The organism is Bacillus multifaciens (assembly GCF_030756675.1).
GTDB classification, from domain to species: domain Bacteria; phylum Bacillota; class Bacilli; order Bacillales; family Bacillaceae_G; genus Bacillus_A; species Bacillus_A multifaciens.
In genome coordinates this window covers 98013-118940 of sequence record NZ_JAVBXD010000003.1, presented here as the reverse complement: position 1 = coordinate 118940, position 20928 = coordinate 98013, and the positions used below count along the sequence as shown (strand labels likewise).

The following is a 20928-nucleotide window of genomic DNA, read 5'->3' as shown; positions in this document are numbered from 1 at the left end:
TATAATATGGTGTATGAAACGGTATAACCAATAGAAGGCAGATCATGAAAAAAATGAACTATATGTTTATCATATTGTTACTAGAAAAAAAATGAGTCTTGGACAGATTATTACCTTTAACAAGAACGAAAACAATACCTTATATCGCTTCTTTTTTGAGAGAGAACAATTGAATTCTAAAGGTGAAGACTTCATTCAGATTTTACAAGGTCATGATACAAATGAAGGCTTGAACTTGAATAAAGAAAATACAGAAGTAACTATTAAATATGTAGACCAAACAATTAGAGCAATTAGAGAAGTAATAGTAGAAATGGTTAGATTACAAGAATATCCTGAGTATCCTTCAAGATTGTCTTGCTTATACGCTGCGAAAAACTATGAAGATGCTTTGAAATGGAAAGAATTATTTGATTCTTACAATCGGAATGTTTTGCAGATTGTTAAACTTCGAGTTATCGGAAATTCTTTTGAAGGTGATGGAAACCTTTTACCAAAGGAAGATGGGGCTCCTTTTTCTCAAAAAATTGAACAAGCTAAAGAGTATTGGAAGGGTAATGTAACAAATGAACTTCCTGAGCTTTTGATTAACGGAACAATTGAAGTGGTAGAAATTATTCATGATTTCTCGGCTTAAATACTAGAAAAGTCGTATATATTGCTTTTCCATCAGCTGGGTATAAAACCCAACTGATGGAAATTTCACTTTATTCCCCTCTTCTCGCTGCTTGCTGCAACGGATCCCATACACTGTTGTATGGCGGAGAGTAACTTAAGTCCACGTCTTCTAAATCATGAATCGTCATTTTATGAAACAATGCCATCGCCAGTACATCTATTCGCTTATCTACGCCTTGCTCACCAATTACTTGTCCGCCTAGCAGTTGTTTCGTGTCCTTGCGATACAATAATTTCACGTGAAGTGGTTTCTTACTTGGATAATATCCTGCTATGTTTGTCGAATCTATTTTTACAATGTCATATGGTACTTGTAATTGCTCTGCTTCTTTTTCATTTAAACCCGTTCGTCCTAATGTTATGTCCATGAATTTCATAACCGCTGTTCCGACAATCCCTTTAAACGCTCTTCGTTTATTCACCATGTTTAGTCCAGCAATTCTTCCTTGTTTGTTTGCTGTTGTTCCAAGCGGAATATGGTCATGTTTTTCTTTTATAATATGATACTGCGTAGCACAGTCTCCTGCCGCATAAATGTCCTCTATATTTGTTTGCATATAAGCGTTAACTTGAATAGCACCTTTTTGATTTTTGATGATCTCTGTTCCTTCTAAAAAATCAGTGTTCGGTTTCACTCCAACGGATACTAAAACAAGATCTGTTTCAAACATTCCTTTGTCTGTTTCCACAAACTCAACTTGCTCTTTTCCTTGAAATGATTTCACATTTTCATTTGTAAGAATTTCAATGTTATGTTTTGTTGCTTCTTCATGAATGTATGCTGCCATGTCCTCATCAAAAACGGTACCTACATGTTGATTCCGCTCAATCATACGAACCTTTTTCCCAAGCTCGACAAATGTTTCTGCCATTTCTATACCGATTGCCCCGCCGCCAATAATGGTAACATGTTCAACCTTCTTATTCTGAAGCGTCTCCATAATTTTCTCTGCATCCGGGATCGTTTTTAATAGATGAACGCCTTGCAAATCACTGCCTTTCCAGTTCGGCATCACTGGACGCACTCCCGTTGCAATTAATAAACGATCATATTCGAATTCGAATGGTTCTGATGTTTGCGTATGTATGCCATATACTTTCTTACTCGCTGGATCTACACGTGTCACTTCATGATTCACTTTCGCATCAATATGATATGTATCCCGAAACGTATCAACGCTTCTAGCAATTAACTTTTCAGTAGAAGCAATGATTCCACTAATCGCATAAGGAAGACCGCACTGCGCATATGAATAGAATTCGCCTTTTTCTAAAGTGATTACATTTGCTTCTTGATCATTACGGACAATTTGCATAGCGGCACTCATTCCAGCTGCATCTCCGCCTATAATAATGTATTTCATCTTATCACTCCTTTTCCAAAAATGATTGCTTGTATTACTACTCTATTACCAGTAATAATTTTGTCCATTTTTAACAGGTGCAATTCTTTACGTATATTCACATACCAAAAAGAAAACGTTCCATTTTAAACTGACAATCATATTAATTTATATTCCATTTAACGATAGCTAAGCTTATTTCCTTCATCAATAGTTATAGTAAGAAAAGGCTATTCAATTTCCCTATTACTTCAGATAAATATTTCTTATTCAAGTAATAATAAGTCTTATTCTGTATCCTTTCACTCTTAACTAATCCTTGTATAACCATAATTCTCATATGATGAGAAATAGTAGCATTAGATAAACCCAATTCTTTTGCTAGCTCACCTGCATAAAGTTTTTTATCTTTTAAAAGTAATAATATTGATAATTTGCTACCATCAGCTAGCGTTTTCAATATTTCCTGGAGATTATCCAAATCATCATTTTTCCTATTTTCCACAAAAAGTTGTTCAGACCCTATACCAATTCCAAGATAAATATTATTCTCCTCTTTCGAAACAGACAGTAGATATGGAGTAATAGTTGGAAATATGTTAATCACATGATTTTTAAAGTATTCAGTCCCTTTCAATCCCTCAATTATCTTTATAAAATATGATTGAGGGAGCTTTTTTATCTTCTCAAACCATACGTAGTCCCTATTTTTTAGTTCTAAAAATGCATTAGTCAAATCATTATCTATTTCCTGCATTTTATTAACATAATTCATCACTGTGTTGTGAGGATTTTTGAAGGTCTGCAAAATACTCCATTTGCTATTAGATGTTACGAATGAATCGGACAATAAATCATAAAAATGATTCTCTTCTAAGTAGTATTGATCAGCTTCAAATCCATCTTTCTTATTTGTTAGATGCTTTACTGTAGCGATAATATTTAAACGAATAGAATCCTCGTTCATTTTATTCATTAAACGATATATTTCACTTGAATCCTTATTGAATATATCTTTAGTTTTTATAAGAGTTGTTGCAATACAGAATATATTTCCGTTTGTTACTTCCTCATATGAAGTAACACTGGAGAAATAGAAATCTACAAATTCAGCATCTAAAGATTGAATTTTTTCTATTTTTTTTACTAAGTTAATGTATTCAAAATCTAGATCATATCCCATTTTGTGAAATAAATCCCTATAAAACTCATTGTGCTTAAAAAATAATATAGCTGTTGTCTTATCATAAAAATCAAGCGGTATTCCAAATCGAATATTTTGCAAATAAGTATCCTCCATATTTTATCTTTTTATAATTTTAGTGCCTCAATAGTAACCGTTTCATCATGACCTGGGCAAATAATAGGATCTAAATTACATAGTTATTTTAGCTCCAACGTTGATAATTCAAGAATTTCTCCTTTTTCTGCAATACTCTTCATTCAATTTTAGATATCTATCTAAAATTAATTTTATCATTCCCGAAGTTTACCAATCAAATGTTTTATAATAACTTTAAAAATTATCCGAATTCCCCACTTAACATGTTGACCAATATCTAAAAACATGTTAAATTTATCCTGTTAATTTTAGATATTCATCTAAAATTATATTAGACATAAATGAAAAGAGGGGAAGAATATGCAACAAATAAAAGCACAAGAAAAATATGATACAATCACAAAAAGAAAATTCGCACTTCTATCACTCCTATTAGCTTCATTCATGGCTCTGATGGACACTACTATTGTAAACATAGCAATTCCAAATATCCTGACGCATTTTTCTGTTGATTTATCAGAAGTAAGTTGGGTCACTACAGGGTATAACTTAGCATTTGGGATTTTGTTAATCTCAGCATCTAAGTTAGCCGATCAGTTTGGAAGAAAAAGAGTCTTTGTCATTGGTTTAGCCGCTTTCACTCTAACTTCTCTATTATGTGGAATTAGTAACTCCATACAATCATTAGTAACTTTTAGAATACTTCAAGGTGTAACCGCCTCATTTATAGTTCCAGTCACTATGCCTATGGCTATCGATATTGTTGATAAAAATAAAAAAGGACTAATCATTGGCATTTGGGGAGCGGTTTCTGGATTTGCATCTGCTCTTGGACCTGTTTTAGGTGGAATTTTATCAGACCTATTTAGTTGGCAATCAATCTTTTTTGTAAATGTACCAATCGGCATTATTACTTTAGCACTAGCAATTATTTACTTAAGAGAAACATATGACAATCATGCATCTAGAAAAATTGATTATCTAGGCAGTATCACTCTATCTATTTCATTATTTTGCTTAACCTTTGCATTTGCTAAAGCTAGTGAACTAGGTTGGTCATCACAACCTATTATTCTATTACTCATGACTTTCTTAATAACATTTTTGTTATTTTTATTTATTGAAAAACGAGTATCCGAACCTATTTTTCCATTAAGCTTTTTGAAAATAAGAACGTTTACCTTTAGCTCATTAACACTGTTTATTTTAGGTTTAAGTTTGACAAGTGGTACTTTATTAGTGACACTTTTTCTAACAAATATGATGAATTTTCCTTCAATGAAATCAGGATTAATCATTTCATCTCTGGCTTTTAGCTCAATGTTCACCTCGATTATTTCCGGGAAGTTTTCGGATAAATTAGGAAGTGTAAAATTCACGTTCGTCGGAATGCTAGGAATGTGTATTTCTACTTTTTTATATGCTACTGTAAAGTACAATTCCTCTTTATATTATGTTATCTTGTTATTATGCTTAACAGGACTATCGTTAGGAATGGTAATAGGACCAGCTATGGGTTCTTCGATTAGACAAATATCGGAAAACAAGGTAGGGATCGCCTCTGGAACAATTAATATGATGCGGTCCGTTGGCCAATCTTTAGGAATAGCATTATTAACTACTATTTTGACTATCAACATTAATAATCAAGTTTCAGTAGCTAAAAATGAGAGTATTGAAATCGTAAATAGTAGTAAAATCTTAAAGACTGAAGTTAAAGATGAGATTATCTCAAATCTAAAAACAAATGCCAAAGTCTCTCCTTCCTCAACTTCTTTGGTTACTGATAAAATCAAATCTGCTGAAGATGTGGCTCTTCAAAAAAGTCCAGAATCATACCACGCAGAAATTAAGAAGCAATTTAATCAACAAAAAAATGAGTCATTAAAAATTTCCAAGGAAGTTTCCGAAACTTTTAGCAACAGTATAAATAAAGCCTTTAGTAATACTTTCATTTTAGCAGGAATCTTAAGTTTCTTTGGAATTATAACTTCATTATTTAGTGATATTAATCCAAAAAGAAAATATAAAGTTTACAAATTATAATAATTACATTTTCATCTTTCTGACGTGACTACAAAAGTATATTCCCTTAATAAAAAGGTACTTATTCTCTCAAATTGTTGAAAGTAAGTACCTTTTTATTTTTTGTATAACATTATTGTTATAATATTAGATGCCACACGAAAACCTCTCCCACCACAATCAACACAGCTCCAAAAATCATCATCGTTGTCTTCTTCAGCAACTCATTCTCCCGAAATGGAATGTTACATAAATACGCACCAAGCGTAATTCGTGATGGACACGCAATTGTCGCAAAGGAAGAACTTGTATTTTGCACGGTTGTCACGAACTGCCATGGAAGTCCCACGTTCTGTGCTGTTTGCATTTGCAGTTTCATAAACATCGCATTTGATCCAGCATTACTTCCCGTTAAAAAACCTCCTATACCACCGATAAACGGCGAGGCGAAAACAAACATCGTTCCAAACATATGACCAGCTGCTTCTGCTAATAAAGCGTGCATCCCTGCTGCACTCATTAGTTCTGAAATGGCAATAAACATTGTCGTTGTAATTGCAAATGGTATCCACTGTTTCACTGTTTGCAATAATGATTGCCTTATTATAATAGAAGGAACTCGGAAAAAAATTATGGTAAATAAACATGTAACGCCAAGCCAAAATCCTGGCGAATACAACAATTCAAGTTTGTAAGAATAAGATGGCAAGTTAATAACAGCATATGATTGCAGTGCACTATGAAACGACGGAATCAGACGAGAAAGCAAGATGCAGACTGTCAAAAATAAATACGGGCTAATTATTTTTAGAATAGAAACTTCTTGCTGCTTCGCAGCGGCATGTTCCGAATACACTTCCTTCTGCTGCTTTGCTGTCATTTTAATAATGATAAAGCCAAATGTTATCGTAACAATTGCACTTAAAATTCCTGCTAATTCAACACTTACATATGTACTAGACAAGTAGATGGATAGAGAAAATAATAGAAAAAAACCAGTCGCTTCTTTCCATTTTTGCCTTACTGCTGCAAAGCCGCCGACTATATATAATGAAAGAATGATAAAATACGCAAAGATTGGCACACTTAACATTGCTGTACCAGAGCCAAGTTGTACTAAAGGCATATCAATCAGCCCTGAGCCAATAATTGTTCCTGTTGCCATTGCGCCCCATGAGCTTGCTAATAAACCGATAAATGAAAGCAAAACAGCTTGAAACGGCTTGTAACCGAGCGAAAGAAAAATAGGAGCAGCCACCATAAATCCAATTCCAAATCCACTTACCGATTCAATTAGAGGACAAATCCCAAAACACATCAGGAGCATTTGCAGTAAACGGTCATGTGTAACATGTTCCATAAAGCGTGCAACTTGATCGATATACCCCATTTTATTCATAAGGTGAAATAAAAAAATGCCAAAAAACAAAACATATCCAACGATAAAACAAATTAAACCGCCTTTCACTGTGGCATGGGCAACCTCCCCCATTTGCAAGCGAAACATCGGTGATAGTAAAACAATTCCGCTGCAGACAACATAAGAAATTATCGATGCTTTCAGTGATGTTTGCTTGAAGACAAATAAACAAATAAAAATCATCATGATTGGAATAAGAGCTAATAATACTGTCATACCATCATCTCATTTCTTGTAAGGTACAATTAAAAAAATCGTTATAAAACCCTTTTCTTTTTATACGGGCGAGAGCATCTGGCCATGCATAGGAGCGGTCAGGGCCTTTTTCTGCCACATGCGAAGTTTAAACAAAGAGAGAAAGCGAGTGGAAGCTCCTTTTTTTCTGCATAGCAGCAATCTATATGTCGGAAAATCAAAATGGATTCATATAGATAGGCAAAAAGCATCTACCATGCATAGCAGCAGTCAGGTTTTTCCTAAAACAAAAAGAGAAAGCCAGTAGCGGTTATGTTTTGTTCTGCATTGCGGCTACTTATATGTTAAAACATATTATATAACATAAGGCGGAATATTCAATTTATTTTATGTCATTTTTTTTCGATTCTTTATCTGATGAACTATTCAAAACATGGTACACTACAAAAAACACCTTTTTTAGAGGAGTGATAGCAATGAACCAAGAACAATTTTGGCAGCTCATTTCAGACATGAATTCAAAAGACGAAACAGTTGAGTGGTTAGTTGAGCAATTAGCTGTAAAGTCCGCAGATGAGATTGCAGATTATGAAATGCATCTCCAAGCTGCTTTAGAGCAATCCTACACTTCCTCTTTATGGGCAGCTGCTTATATTATTTTAGGTGGATGTTCCGATGATTCATTTGATTACTTTCGAGGTTGGCTCATCGCATGTGGACGAGAAACGTTTGAATCCGCTGTGCAAAACCCTGAAAATCTAGCAAGCTTAATTCCTGCTTATTATGAAGAGAAAGAACTCATTCCAGAACTTGAGGAAATGTTAAGTACTGGATTTGAAGCGTTCTGCCTAAAAGAAACAGGAGATACAGAGTGGGATAATGAAATATGGAACAAATTTTCATCGTTCCTTGATGAGAAAGGTTATGAAGCATTTGAACAAGACATCGAATTTGACTGGGAAGAAGATGAGGACGAATTAGCTGAGCGCTTTCCAAAACTTTGGAAACATTTTGGTGAAAATCCATTAGGTTAATATATGGAGCTGACTCAAAAGAGACGTATATGTCTTTTGAATCAGCTCCTTCTTTTATGCCCACTCATATATCGACTATTTTTTAGAATATATCGGCGATTTTCAGAATATATCGACCGTTTTTTTTAATATATCGGCGCTTCGACACGATTTAAAGACCCTTCGACAACGCTCGACACCCAGTGTGCACCTTAGGGAGTTAACTCCTTTATTTCACCGCAGCAATAAGCTCACGAATTTCATTTCGTTTTTCATTCTCTAACAACTCAATTACCTTACTTCCGACAACTACTCCGTCGCATACTCGAGTCATTTCTTCTATTTGCTCCGCCTTCGATATACCAAAACCAGCAACAACCGGAAGCTGCACATGTGCTTTCACCTTTTCTAAGTAGGTGTGTAATTCTTGTGTGAAATCGCGGCGCACTCCCGTTACACCTGCTACTGTGACGGCATATACAAATCCTTGTGATTCACTTGTAATCTTTTGAATTCGTTCTACCGGGCTCGTTACTGTTACAAGCGGAATAAGTGCAATATTTGCATCACATAACAGCGGTGCAATAATATCTTGTTCTTCATACGGAAGATCTGGCACGATAATCCCATCGACGCCTGCTTCAATGCAGCGCCGGGTAAAGCGTTCTTTCCCGAACGCTAGAATAGGATTTAAATAGGTCATGAGCACAAATGGAATTTGTACTTCCTCCCTCACTTCCTCCAATACTTGGAAAATCCCTTCTACCGTTGTTCCGTTTTCCAACGCTCGTTTTCCGGCCCTTTGAATCGTTGGTCCGTCTGCAACTGGATCAGAAAACGGAATACCAATTTCAACAATACTTGCCCCGGATTCGTCTAAAAAACGAATTTGTTCTTGTAAATCGCCATCTCCGCCCATTACGTACGGAATGAATGCTTTTTTTCCATTTTGAAATGCTTCACTTATTCTTTCTACTCCCATTCCTTACACCTCTTCCATATAACGTTTTATACTTTCCACATCTTTATCGCCGCGTCCTGATAAACAAATCACAAGCCCTTCATCACTTTTCATAGTAGGTGCTAGTTTCAGTGCATACGCTACAGCATGTGAGCTTTCTAATGCTGGGATTATCCCCTCTTGCTTCGTTAACAATTGAAACGCATGCAGTGCTTCTTCATCTGTAATAGAATGATACGATACACGGCCAATGTCTTTTAATAAGCTATGTTCCGGACCAACTCCCGGGTAATCAAGCCCTGCTGAAATGGAGTGTGCTTCTTGAATTTGCCCTTCTTCATTTTGCAAAATATACATCATCGATCCGTGCAACACACCGACGCTTCCTTTCGTTAATGTTGCGGCATGCTTCTCTGTATGAATTCCCTTGCCTGCTGCTTCTACGCCGTAAAGCGCAACTTCTTCATCTTGTACAAATGGATAAAACATTCCCATTGCATTACTGCCGCCGCCAATGCAAGCGACGACTGCTTCTGGTAAATTCCCCTCTAACGCTTCATATTGCTTCTTCGTTTCCTTGCCGATCACACTTTGGAAATCGCGTACCATTTGCGGAAACGGATGCGGTCCAAGAACAGATCCCATCACATAGTGTGTATCATGTACATGTGCAACCCAGTAGCGAAGCGCCTCGTTTACTGCATCTTTTAGCGTTCCGCTCCCTGCTGCCACGCTTTCCACTTTTGCACCTAACAGTTCCATTCGAAAGACATTTAATTTTTGACGCTTCACATCCTCTTCTCCCATAAAGATGACGCATTCTAAGCCAAGCAACGCGCATACTGTCGCTGTCGCAACGCCGTGCTGGCCAGCTCCTGTTTCAGCGACAACTTTCTCCTTGCCCATTCGCACAGCAAGGAGCGCCTGCCCAATTGTATTGTTAATTTTATGAGCTCCTGTATGGTTTAAATCTTCGCGTTTTAAATAAATTTTTGCGCCGCCGCAATACTTCGTCAGATTTTCTGCGAAATAAAGCGGTGTTTCTCTACCGACATACGTTTGTAAATAATGCTGTAATTGCTTTTGAAATGATTCATCTTGCATTGCTTCTTTATACGCTTCTTCTAATTCTAAAACAGACTGCATTAACGTTTCTGGGACATAACGTCCTCCGTACATACCGTAATGACCTTTTTCATCTGGATATACATATTGCATAGTTAACACTCCTTCGCTTTTGTGATAAATTGTTTTATTTTCTCGATATCTTTTTTGCCGTTTGTTTCTACGCCGCTGCTCACATCAACCATATATGGCCGCACCATTTCAATCGCTTCTGTAATATTCTCAAGATTTAATCCGCCGGCTAATATGCACCTTTGTTCAATTGGATTTGATCGTAATAACTCCCATGAAAATGTTTTACCATTTCCGCCATGAAACTGTTCTTTCGGACTATCAAATAATATAAAATCCGTTTCATATTCCGCTGCTCGTTCTATATCTTCGCTCGAACTTACACCAACAGCCTTTATAGACGGAACATTCAATCTTTTAATATGATAGTTTTGTTCATCCCCATGCAGTTGTACATGCGTTAAACCACAATACGTTGCAATGTTCTCAATTACTTCCATTGACTCATTTACGAAAACGCCAACTTTCATTACATTCTCTGGAAGCTCTTCGATAATTTGCTTTGCTTGTTCGGGAGTGATTTTCCGTTTACTTTCCGCAAATACAAAGCCAATAGCATCTGCCCCGTATTCACAAGCGATTGTTGCCGCTTTTATATCGGTAATCCCGCAGATCTTTACTTTCATTTCGTCACCTGCAGTGATTGAAAAAAGTCCCCAACAGACGAGGCTGTCATAAACGCTTCTCCAACAAGAATTCCTTTTGCTCCGGCTTGCTTCACACGTGTAATATCTTCTTTCGTATGAATACCGCTCTCACTAATCCAAAGTACGTTTTGTTCATTTAATCGTTTCCCAAGCTGTTCCGTTGTACGTAAATCGACTTCAAATGTTTTTAAATTCCGATTATTTACTCCGATGACATCTGGACTAAGCTCTAACGCTATTTCTAGCTCCTCTTCATTATGAATCTCTACAATCGCTTCTAAGCCGAGCTCTTTTACATACGCATATAGCGCAAATAATTCTTCTTTTGATAATGCAGCAACAATCAATAAAATGAGATTAGCTCCCGCATCATATGCCCGGTCAATTTGGATTTTATCTATAATAAAATCTTTACATAAAAGCGGTATATTCACTTGATTTCTTACTGTTTCTAAATCGTGAAACGAGCCCTTAAAAAAGTGACCATCTGTTAAAACAGAGATTGCTCCGGCACCATTTGTCTCATAGAGCCCCGCTTGTTTCGCAACATCAACTTGTAAGTTAAGATCTCCTTTAGACGGTGAAGCACGTTTTATTTCTGCAATGACGGTAAATTGCTGCAATGCTTCTACAAGAGAATAGGATGTACGTTTTTTCTTTTCTGGGATATATGTTTCATATAACGCTGCTACTTCTTTCTTTTTTTGCTCGATAATTTTCGTTAAAATCGTTTCCATTTAGTTCACCCTCTCTAGTTTTTTGTTACTTTCAGCAATTAAGAGTTGTAATTTCTCCAGCGCCTTTCCTGAATCAATACTATGAGCTGCTAAGCGAATGCCCTCTTCAATTGTCCTCGCCTTTCCGTTTGCAAACAGAGCAAGCCCGCTATTTAATAACACTGTCTCGCGGTATACGCTATCTCCTCCCTGCAACACATGTAATGTAATGTTGGCATTTTCCTTTGCATCTCCGCCTCGAATCGCTTCGTTTTTCACTTGTGAAAATCCATATTCTTCCGGGGAAATACTCACTTCCATAATGTTGTTATCTTTTAAAATCGCTACGTGGTTCACTCCTTGCAAAGATGCTTCATCTAAAAATCCACTGCCATTTACAACAATCGCTCTTTTTCTGCCAAGCTTTTGCAAGACTTCTGCTACTGGAAATAACATCTCCCGTTTGTAAATACCGACGAACTGTGTTTCTAAGTCGATTGGATTTGTAAGTGGCCCAATTAAGTTAAAGATTGTTGGAACGTTTAATTCTTTTCTTACTTTCATAATGCGGCGCAGTGCTGGATGCATTGCCGGTGCAAATAGAAAAGCGATACCGACGTTCTCTAACAAATGATCAATATGCTTTGGCGAACATGCAATGTTCACGCCGAGCTCCTCTAATAAATCTGCACTTCCCGTTTTACTAGAAACGGCGCGGTTTCCATGTTTCGCAACCTTTACGCCGGCACCGGCAAGTACGAAAGCTGATGTTGTACTCACATTAAATGTTTGTGCCCCGTCCCCGCCTGTTCCGCAATTGTCCATCGCATTTGCAATATGATTCGAAAACGGCAATGCTTTTTCACGAAGGGCGCGCACAAGGCCGTATATTTCATCTGCCGTCTCCCCCTTTGCCTTTAACAATGCTAAAAAGGCTGCAATCTCACTTTCTAAAATATCTTCGCTTAATAAGCTAATCCCCGCTTCATACATTTCTTGTTCCGTTAAATCTTGCCTCTCTACTAATTTCCGAAGATAACCGTTCATACTCTCTCTCCCTCTTTCACATTCGATAAAAATGCACATATTAATGTATCGCCTTCTTCAGTTGCAATGGATTCTGGATGAAACTGTAATCCAAAAAGCGGATAGTAATGATGACGAATGGCCATGATTTCTCCGTCATCCATCGCGGTTGCTAATACATCAAAACAACTCGGAAGATTGTGCTGCTTCGCTACGAGCGAATGATAACGCATCGCTGTTAGCGGTTGTTTTACATAGGAGAATATCGATATACCATTATGTTTTACAAGCGATGTTTTCCCATGTTTAATCTGTTCTGCTCGCACAACTTCTCCGCCAAAAGCAGTAACAATTGCTTGATGTCCTAGACAAATACCGAGAATCGGAACTGTTTGATAAAAATGTTGAATAACTTCCATACAGATTCCCGCATCTTCCGGTCTTCCGGGCCCTGGCGAAAGTATAATTGCACTTGGCTTCATATCCGTTAGTTCCTTAATTGTCACTTCATCGTTACGCACTACAACAATTTGTTCCGTGTGATGGCCTAGCAATTGATACAAGTTATATGTGAATGAATCATAGTTATCAATTAAGACAATCATTTCATTACCTCCAAGAGCGCTTTTGCTTTATTTAGTGTTTCTTCATATTCAGCAGCAGGGTTCGAATCATACACAACGCCAGCGCCCGCCTGTACATACGCTTTCTTATCTTTCACAACCATCGTTCGGATCGCAAGTGCCATATCCATATTGCCTGAAAATGAAATATACCCAACTGCTCCTGCGTATACATTTCGTTTTTCTGTTTCTAATTCGTTTATCATTTCCATTGCTCTAATTTTGGGAGCTCCTGATACAGTGCCTGCTGGTAAACAGTGTGCTAATGCATCAAAACAATTCATATATTTTCGCAATGTTCCGGAAACTTCAGATACAATATGCATGACATGTGAATATTTCTCGATTTTCATATATTTATCTAGTTGAACGGAACCGATCTCACTCACCCGTCCAATATCATTTCTTCCTAAATCAACAAGCATTATATGTTCTGCCCGTTCTTTCTCGTTTGCAAGCAGTTCTTTCGCTACCTTTTCATCCTCTTCTTTTGTGTTTCCGCGCGGCCTTGTTCCGGCAATTGGATTTGTCATCACCTTTTCATCTCGTACAGAAAGTAAGCTTTCCGGCGAAGAACCAAGTACGATGTAATCTTGAAAATCAATATAAAACATATAAGGAGATGGATTAGCTGTGCGAAGACGGCGATATAATGCAAATGGATTTCCTGTAAAATCACTTTGCAAACGCTGCGATAACACAACTTGAAAAATATCCCCGGCCCGAATATATTCCTTTGCCTGCTCAACCATTTTGTGAAACCTTTCTTTTGTTACAGAAGATGTAAATGATAAGGGAGCACTAGGCCCTTCTACCTGTTCCTCTGATTCCTGCAACAATTTTTGTTTATAGGTTTGCAGTTGTTCATAAACCTCTTCATACGAATCTGTATCACCGCTGCGATAGACATACACAAATGATAGCTTTTGCCTTAAATGATCGTATACAACGAACATGCGGTATAGCAGCACATGTACTTCTGGAATATCCAAAGGGTCAGAGAGCATCTCTCCAATCTCTTCGTATTGCCGAATCACATCATACCCAATATAGCCAACCGCACCTCCGCAAAATGGGAATTGGCTCTCCATTTTCTCTACTGCAAGAACATTTTCTAGCTCTTTTAATACGTTTCCGTTTACCTTTTCCGTCGCGCCATTTATCTTAATTTCTACTTCCTTGCCAATACTTTTGATTTCTCCGTAAGGATCACATCCTAAATAAGAATAACGTCCTTTATCTTGATGAAGCTGTGAGCTTTCCAGTAGAAATTTTTTCTCACCTTTCATCCGGCGATATAACGTAATCGGTGTCACGCTATCTCCTTCTTCTTCTTGAATCATAAGAAAGGTCTTTCCTTGCTTTTTTTGTATGATAAATTGATCTTTCGTTATCATCACTGTCACCTCTTTATCTAAAATAAAAAAGTCCCCTGCATATGGAAATATGCAGAGGACGATAAATTTACCGCGGTACCACCTCTTGTTGGATGCAAAGCATCCCGCTTTTTCAGATACAATCTTATATCCTATCCTTGTAACGGCGGAACCCGGGTTGCCTACTTACAGTTCAGCACACCTCTCGTAAGCCCATTCCGCATATGACACCGCACCGGGCTCTCACCTATCCCCAGCTCTCTGAAACGTCTCCAATATACGTACTTTTCTTACTCATCGATTTATCCTATTCATTTTTTTGTATACAAAAAGGGAGTACTCATCCTATAAAAAGGACGGGTACTCCCGTGGTGCCACCTTAATTCGTTACAAAAGTAACGCACTTTTCCGTATCGAAATACAATACGTGTCTCTTGTAACGATGAGATCCTTTCGCCAAAGCCTATTTCTTTCGTTTCGGTTTGGAAGCTCCGAAGCCCATTCCATATTACTTTCATACTGATTCGCACCAACCATCAGCTCTCTGACATGTCCATAATATGTACTCTTCTTCATCAACGCTTGCGTTTTTAAATTTGAAATCATTATATGCTTTTCTTTTTTTGGAAGTCAATACTTTTTAAAAAATATTTTTTATGTCCATCTTAAATATTATATTGACAAAATGACTCATTTTTATGTAAAAATAATAAATACTCTATTAAAATAGCTATACATTAATAAAAAACTTTATTTTAGTAAAATACTTTATCTTCTAAATAGGCTTATATTTCTGAAAATTCATATTTAGAGGATAGATTTTTATACATAATCATGTTAGATTATAATATGTAACTCAGCAAAAGATACTACTTAGGAAAGGGGACTAACATGAACACACAGATTTTAATTTCTATTTCGATCTATATGATCGGGATGTTAGTGATTGGCTATATCGCCTACAAACGAACATCTAATTTAACTGACTATATGCTTGGCGGGCGTACATTAGGCCCCGCAGTAACAGCACTTAGTGCAGGCGCTGCTGATATGAGCGGCTGGCTATTAATGGGATTACCCGGTGCGATGTTTGCAACAGGTCTGAGCAGCAGTTGGATTGCGATCGGTTTAACACTCGGCGCATATGCAAACTGGCTATACGTCGCTCCTCGCTTACGTACCTACTCTGAACTTGCAAACAATTCAATTACAATCCCAGAATTTTTGGAACATCGCTTCCATGATAAATCTCATATGCTACGTCTAGTTTCCGGACTTGTTATTTTAATCTTTTTCACATTTTATGTAGCTTCTGGATTAGTGTCAGGCGCTGTTTTATTCCGTAATACATTTGGAATGGACTATCATACAGGACTTTTCATCGTTGCAGCTGTTGTCGTAGCATATACGTTATTTGGTGGTTTCTTAGCTGTAAGTTGGACAGACTTCGTACAAGGAATTATTATGGTCGTTGCACTCGTTTTAGTTCCAGTCGTAACAATTATGCATGTAAATGGTCTTGGATCAGCATTTCATACGATTCAATCTGTCGATCCAACGCTATTAAATATTTTTAAAGGTACTTCTGTACTCGGCATTATTTCTTTATTTGCTTGGGGTCTTGGTTATGTTGGACAACCTCATATTATCGTGCGCTTTATGGCAATTTCATCTGTAAAAGAGTTAAAAAGCGCTCGCCGCATCGGAATGAGCTGGATGATTTTCTCTATTGTCGGCGCAATGTTTACTGGACTCATTGGAATTGCTTATTATGCTGACAAGGGGATGAAATTAGCAGACCCAGAAACGATTTTCCTTGAGCTTGGAAATATTTTATTCCATCCGCTCATTACTGGATTCTTATTAGCTGCCATTTTAGCGGCAATTATGAGTACTATTTCTTCGCAGCTTCTTGTTACTTCAAGTGCTATAACAGAAGATTTATACCGAACATTTTTCCGCCGCTCGGCAACGGACCGCGAACTTGTTTTTGTAGGACGTATGGCCGTTCTAGTCATCGCTCTAGTATCAAGCGGACTTGCCTTTAAACAAAATGACACAATTCTAGCACTTGTTGGTTACGCTTGGGCAGGTTTCGGTTCTTCATTTGGACCAGTTATTTTATTAAGCTTGTACTGGAAACGAATGACGAAATGGGGCGCTCTTGCTGGGATGATCGCCGGTGCTACAACAGTTATTACGTGGACACAATTTAAGTTTTTAAAAGATATGTTATATGAAATGATTCCTGGTTTTGCTGTAAGCTTACTCGCTATTATTATTGTAAGCCTATTAACAAAGCAATCAGAAAGTGTTCAAAAAGAATTTGACGAGTTTAAAAAAATAGCTTCTTAATCAAAAAAATGCCTGCTTCTATGATACAGAAGCAGGCATTTTTTTACGTTTGTACTGAATTTTCTGTAAATTAACAAATTCTTTATATTACCTTAAATTATTTCTAACATTCTTTGTATATAGTATAACTAAGAACATTATAAAGAAGGAGGACACCTTATATGCAATCACCATTTCAGTCACAAAAACACCTTATCTCTTCTTCATGTGCTGCACTGCAAACTGATCTTCCTCATATTACCATTGTTCCTTCTATTGTGCCGGTCATCGGTATACAACTGCAGAAAGCTAAGTTAAAACTAAAAACTGGGCAACGTGCAGAACTTACTGCTGCTGTCCTTCCTTCACAGGCAAGTAACCAAGAGATCATTTGGACGTGCACGAACCCTCATATTGTAGAGATTCATACTGAAAACCAGAAAGCAACTGTAATAGGAAAACAGGCTGGACGAGCCGTTATTATTGCTACAACCGCAGAAGGAAAATTCCGCGATCTATGTACTGTCCACGTTCAGCCCTATATCATAAAACCGAAATGAAATTCAACTAGCCACCAGCTCCTCGCTGATGGCTAATCTCCCTTCTTTACGTCTCTTGCGTATATACCATGCCTTCTACAGATTCTTTATACGGTCGCTTTTGTTGTTGTAATAAAAAGATACACACACCACATAATACAAGAATGCTTCCGACTACTTGTATAGAATTTAATTTTTCACCGAGTAAAAAGAAGGCAAGAATCATCGCACCGACAGGCTCGCCTAAAATACTCATAGAAATGGTTGTTGCATTTACATAATTCAATAACCAATTATTAATCATTTGAGATGCAGTCGGTACAGTTGCAAGTAAGAAAAATACAGTCCAATCCCATGATGAATACCCTGTAAATGGAATTTGCAACATCATGTTATATATACTTAAAAATACAGCTGCAAATGTAAAGACAGTAAAACTATAAATCCAATGCGATACTTTTTTCACTGTCGTTTGTCCAATAAATAAATAGCCAACCACTGCAATTACACTCAAAAATGATAGTATGTCGCCTAAGACTGCTTCTCTGCTCAGTCCTAAATCTCCCCATCCAATACACCCTACACCAATAATTGCAATTCCCATTGTTGCAAGTGCCATGAGTGTCGTTCTTTCTTTAAATAAGAAAAATCCGCCAATGAGGGATACGAGTGGCTGCAATGCTAAAATAATCGTAGAACTTGCAACTGTTGTAAATTTTAACGATGCAAACCAGAGAAGAAAATGCAGTGCTAAAAAGAATCCAGATCCAATTAAAAATCCCCAGTCCTTCTTCTGAATTCTCGTAAATTCCTCTCTTTTCTTCCAAACAATCGGAAGCATAATAATCACAATAATCCATAAACGATACATACTTAAAATAGAAGATGGTGCTGTAGACATTTTTACAAATATAGCCGCAAATGAAATCGTGATAATCGAAATCGCTAACGGCAGTGCTATAGATTTCTGCTGCTTCATATGCTGTCTCCTCATTTATAAATTGCTGCTATGCAGAAAAAAAGTAACTGCTCACCTATACCTTTTAGAGATTTAGAAAAGGGTATGATTCTAGTGAAGATGTGTCTCTCTATTACTTATAAATTCATTTTTGGGCATATAGACCGCTGTCATGCAAACACAAAAGGAGCCTGCACTTATTGGCTACTTTTGTTTTCAAACCTTGCACGTGCAGGAAAAGGACCTGACCGCTACTATACATAGCCAGTCCCTCTCGACCACTTAAAAAAATGCTTTTCTATCGGTTTTTCATAGAGTGACTGAGTAGTTACGTTTTTTCAATTTGTATTTATATAAGCAAAATTCTCATTTCATTATAGCCTTTTCTTCTAATACTGAATACTAATTTTTTAGATTCTTCTCATTCTTATGCTAAAATAAAGTTGTAGTAACTTTTTACTTAGGGGAGATTACACGATGACACAAACAATAGGAAAAATTGAAGAACTTACATTTTACAGCAAATCATTGCAAGAAGAACTAACGCTTCTCGTTTATTTACCAGCAAATTTTACACCGCTTCATAAGCACACCATTGTTATTGCACAAGATGGCAGAGATTATTTTCAACTTGGAAAAGCACATCGCGTTATAGAGTCACTTCGCGAAACAGAGGAAATTGATCGGACGATTATTGTTGGTATTCCATATAAGAATGTAAACGATCGCAAAGAAAAATATCATCCAAACGGCTCACAAAATGACATGTACATTCGCTTTTTAGCTCATGAACTCGTTCCATATTTAGATGAGCAGTACCCAACATATCAAATGGGTAAAGGCCGCGTTTTAATCGGAGATTCTTTAGGCGGTACGGTTTCATTTATGACAGCACTTATGTATCCGCATACATTCGGAAAAGTAATTATGCAGTCGCCATTTGTAAATGAATCTGTATTAGAGCGTACTAAAGTCTTTACAGAGCCGCACGCCTTAGATTTATATCACATCATCGGGACAGAAGAAACAGCTGTAAAAACAACAGATGGTAATATTTCCGATTTTGTAGCGCCAAACCGTGAGCTACATTCTCTTCTTACTGAAAGAGGATTTACAACTTATTATGAAGAGTTTAATGGCAATCACACATGGAAATATTGGCAAAAAAACTTACCACATGCGTTTTCTCATATGCTAGCGCTAAAATAATATACAGTATCATTCAGAATTATCTGATATAATAAACAAAGAGTTCTTTTTTCATACAAACTACGTTCAGACAAGGGGAGGAATTTAGAGATGAAACTAGGTATTGTAATTTTTCCATCAAAAATGATTCAAGATAAAGCAAACGGTCTGCGTAAGCGTTATGATCCACATTATGCATTAGTTCCACCACACGTTACATTAAAAGCACCTTTCGAAGTAGCTGATGAAAAATTAGAAACGATTGTGCAAGAGCTTCATACAATTGCCAATAAAACAAATACGTTTACATTACATGTTGGAAAAGTTAGCTCATTTGCACCTGTAAATAACGTTATTTATTTTAAAGTGGAAAAAACACCTGAATTAACATTCCTAAACGAAGAAATGCATAGCGGTATATTCACACAAGATCGCGAATATACTTTTGTGCCGCACCTTACAATTGGACAACAATTATCAGACGCAGAGCATGCGGATGTTTTAGGTCGCTTAAAGATGAAAGATTTCTATTATGAGCAACCAATCGATCGTTTCCATTTACTATATCAATTAGAAAATGGAACATGGACAGTATACGAAACATTCCATTTAGAAAAGGGGCAACATTAATTTGCAAATTACAGTCGTACAAAATGAAAAACAGCTAAAAGATGCCTTTTCCGTTCGTAAACAAGTGTTTGTCGATGAGCAAAAGGTTGCAGCCGAAGAGGAATACGACGAATTTGATCAAGCTGCAAAACACGTTGTACTATACGATCAAGATATTCCAGTTGGCGCTGGACGCTTTCGCATCGTCGATGGTATCGGGAAAATGGAACGCATTTGTGTCTTATCATCTCACCGCCAAAAAGGGGCTGGTAAGATGATCATGGACGCATTAGAAGTTCTTGCGAAAGAAGAATCTCTTCCAAAGCTGAAACTACATGCACAAACACATGCTGAGCCGTTTTATCATAAGCTTGGATATAAAACAACTTCTGATGTATTTATGGAAGCTGATATCCCGCATGTTGTCATGATAAAAGATCTATAAAAAGAAGCGCCTTGTTTGGCGCTTCTTTTTTATGTATGGTGGACCCGGAATCAAACTATTCTTGCGATAACAATAATAATTACTAACTTTATTTCATAAGCATCAAATGGGAACAGAGTTTTGAAATAAGGAGGAAAGTCTTTATGACTTCTAATAAGGAAGCGGAACTGACGGGACACGGCTTCGGCAAACAAAAATTGACCTCCACTCGTTTCCTCCCTTCGTTTTAACATCGCACGGGGCAGAAATTGGTACTGACCGTTTCTACGTATGGCCAGTTCCTCTTGTTTTTCGGCATATACATCACGGCTTCGGCAAACAAAATTGACCTCCACTCGTTTCCTCCCTTTGTT

At 37.1% G+C, this 20928-nt stretch carries 20 protein-coding genes and 2 other annotated features; of the genes, 8 read left to right on the top strand and 12 right to left on the bottom strand.

What is annotated here, in order from left to right:
• Nucleotides 1-73 precede the first annotated feature (73 nt).
• Nucleotides 74-637 (top strand): DUF2441 domain-containing protein, encoded by a 564-nt coding sequence (locus Q9306_RS03655; protein ID WP_489670927.1) that lies wholly within the window; start codon nt 74-76, stop codon nt 635-637.
• A 70-nt stretch (nt 638-707) separates the two neighbouring features.
• Here Q9306_RS03655 and Q9306_RS03650 read toward each other — a convergent pair whose 3' ends face one another.
• Together Q9306_RS03650 and Q9306_RS03645 are read right to left on the bottom strand one after the other, a co-directional pair.
• Entirely contained in the window at nt 708-2042 is a 1335-nt protein-coding gene (locus Q9306_RS03650) for an FAD-dependent oxidoreductase (RefSeq protein WP_306195388.1), read from the bottom strand.
• Between the two features lie 193 nt (nt 2043-2235).
• Complete coding sequence (locus Q9306_RS03645; protein ID WP_306195386.1) at nt 2236-3306, bottom strand: ArsR/SmtB family transcription factor; 1071 nt, start codon at nt 3304-3306, stop codon at nt 2236-2238.
• A gap of 357 nt (nt 3307-3663) precedes the next feature.
• Here Q9306_RS03645 and Q9306_RS03640 point away from each other — a divergent pair, with 357 nt between their 5' ends.
• Entirely contained in the window at nt 3664-5349 is a 1686-nt protein-coding gene (locus tag Q9306_RS03640) for an MFS transporter (RefSeq protein WP_306195385.1), read from the top strand.
• Nucleotides 5350-5467: 118 nt separating this feature from the next.
• On the opposite strand, the gene Q9306_RS03635 is transcribed toward Q9306_RS03640, so the two are convergent.
• Nucleotides 5468-6964: an L-lactate permease gene (locus tag Q9306_RS03635; RefSeq protein ID WP_306195382.1), complete on the bottom strand. Its 1497-nt coding sequence runs from the start codon at nt 6962-6964 to the stop codon at nt 5468-5470.
• 455 nt (nt 6965-7419) lie between these two features.
• Here Q9306_RS03635 and Q9306_RS03630 point away from each other — a divergent pair, with 455 nt between their 5' ends.
• Nucleotides 7420-7977: a DUF4240 domain-containing protein gene (locus tag Q9306_RS03630; protein ID WP_306195381.1), complete on the top strand. Its 558-nt coding sequence runs from the start codon at nt 7420-7422 to the stop codon at nt 7975-7977.
• A gap of 208 nt (nt 7978-8185) precedes the next feature.
• Here the strand turns inward: Q9306_RS03630 and trpA are convergent, their stop codons facing one another.
• Genes trpA through trpE form a run of 7 tightly spaced genes read right to left on the bottom strand, consistent with a single transcriptional unit; the run spans nt 8186 to nt 14523 of the window.
• On the bottom strand, nt 8186-8938 hold the full coding sequence (gene trpA / locus Q9306_RS03625) for a tryptophan synthase subunit alpha (RefSeq protein WP_306195379.1): 753 nt from the start codon (nt 8936-8938) through the stop codon (nt 8186-8188).
• A gap of 3 nt (nt 8939-8941) precedes the next feature.
• Complete coding sequence (gene trpB / locus Q9306_RS03620; protein ID WP_306195377.1) at nt 8942-10135, bottom strand: tryptophan synthase subunit beta; 1194 nt, start codon at nt 10133-10135, stop codon at nt 8942-8944.
• Between the two features lie 2 nt (nt 10136-10137).
• Complete coding sequence (locus tag Q9306_RS03615; protein ID WP_306195375.1) at nt 10138-10740, bottom strand: phosphoribosylanthranilate isomerase; 603 nt, start codon at nt 10738-10740, stop codon at nt 10138-10140.
• On the bottom strand, nt 10737-11498 hold the full coding sequence (gene trpC, locus Q9306_RS03610) for an indole-3-glycerol phosphate synthase TrpC (RefSeq protein ID WP_306195373.1): 762 nt from the start codon (nt 11496-11498) through the stop codon (nt 10737-10739). The genes Q9306_RS03615 and trpC overlap by 4 nt, the downstream gene beginning before the upstream one ends.
• Complete coding sequence (trpD, locus tag Q9306_RS03605; RefSeq protein WP_306195370.1) at nt 11499-12524, bottom strand: anthranilate phosphoribosyltransferase; 1026 nt, start codon at nt 12522-12524, stop codon at nt 11499-11501.
• Nucleotides 12521-13108: an anthranilate synthase component II gene (locus Q9306_RS03600; RefSeq protein ID WP_306195367.1), complete on the bottom strand. Its 588-nt coding sequence runs from the start codon at nt 13106-13108 to the stop codon at nt 12521-12523. Before Q9306_RS03600 ends, trpD begins: the two co-directional genes overlap by 4 nt.
• The gene (trpE, locus tag Q9306_RS03595; protein ID WP_306195364.1) at nt 13105-14523 is read right to left on the bottom strand and encodes an anthranilate synthase component I; all 1419 of its coding nucleotides are present in this window, start codon (nt 14521-14523) and stop codon (nt 13105-13107) included. The genes Q9306_RS03600 and trpE overlap by 4 nt, the downstream gene beginning before the upstream one ends.
• A gap of 51 nt (nt 14524-14574) precedes the next feature.
• Nucleotides 14575-14809, bottom strand: a binding site (T-box leader).
• 42 nt (nt 14810-14851) lie between these two features.
• Nucleotides 14852-15090 (bottom strand) — a binding site (T-box leader).
• A 303-nt stretch (nt 15091-15393) separates the two neighbouring features.
• Here trpE and putP point away from each other — a divergent pair.
• Nucleotides 15394-16857, top strand: coding sequence for a sodium/proline symporter PutP (gene putP, locus Q9306_RS03590; protein WP_306195362.1), 1464 nt, complete (start codon nt 15394-15396; stop codon nt 16855-16857).
• Nucleotides 16858-17018: 161 nt separating this feature from the next.
• Complete coding sequence (locus tag Q9306_RS03585; protein ID WP_306195360.1) at nt 17019-17396, top strand: Ig-like domain-containing protein; 378 nt, start codon at nt 17019-17021, stop codon at nt 17394-17396.
• 46 nt (nt 17397-17442) lie between these two features.
• On the opposite strand, the gene Q9306_RS03580 is transcribed toward Q9306_RS03585, so the two are convergent.
• Nucleotides 17443-18354 (bottom strand): DMT family transporter, encoded by a 912-nt coding sequence (locus tag Q9306_RS03580; RefSeq protein ID WP_306195358.1) that lies wholly within the window; start codon nt 18352-18354, stop codon nt 17443-17445.
• A gap of 456 nt (nt 18355-18810) precedes the next feature.
• Between Q9306_RS03580 and Q9306_RS03575 the strand changes: the two genes are divergently transcribed.
• From Q9306_RS03575 to Q9306_RS03565, 3 genes are all read left to right on the top strand, one after another.
• Nucleotides 18811-19542: an alpha/beta hydrolase gene (locus tag Q9306_RS03575; RefSeq protein WP_306195356.1), complete on the top strand. Its 732-nt coding sequence runs from the start codon at nt 18811-18813 to the stop codon at nt 19540-19542.
• A 90-nt stretch (nt 19543-19632) separates the two neighbouring features.
• Nucleotides 19633-20151: a YjcG family protein gene (locus tag Q9306_RS03570; RefSeq protein WP_306195354.1), complete on the top strand. Its 519-nt coding sequence runs from the start codon at nt 19633-19635 to the stop codon at nt 20149-20151.
• Between the two features lies 1 nt (nt 20152).
• Nucleotides 20153-20575 (top strand): GNAT family N-acetyltransferase, encoded by a 423-nt coding sequence (locus Q9306_RS03565; RefSeq protein ID WP_306195352.1) that lies wholly within the window; start codon nt 20153-20155, stop codon nt 20573-20575.
• Nucleotides 20576-20625: 50 nt separating this feature from the next.
• On the opposite strand, the gene Q9306_RS03560 is transcribed toward Q9306_RS03565, so the two are convergent.
• Nucleotides 20626-20910 carry a hypothetical protein gene (locus Q9306_RS03560; protein ID WP_306195350.1) on the bottom strand — a complete coding sequence of 95 codons (285 nt, stop codon included), beginning with the start codon at nt 20908-20910 and terminating at the stop codon, nt 20626-20628.
• Nucleotides 20911-20928 lie beyond the last annotated feature (18 nt).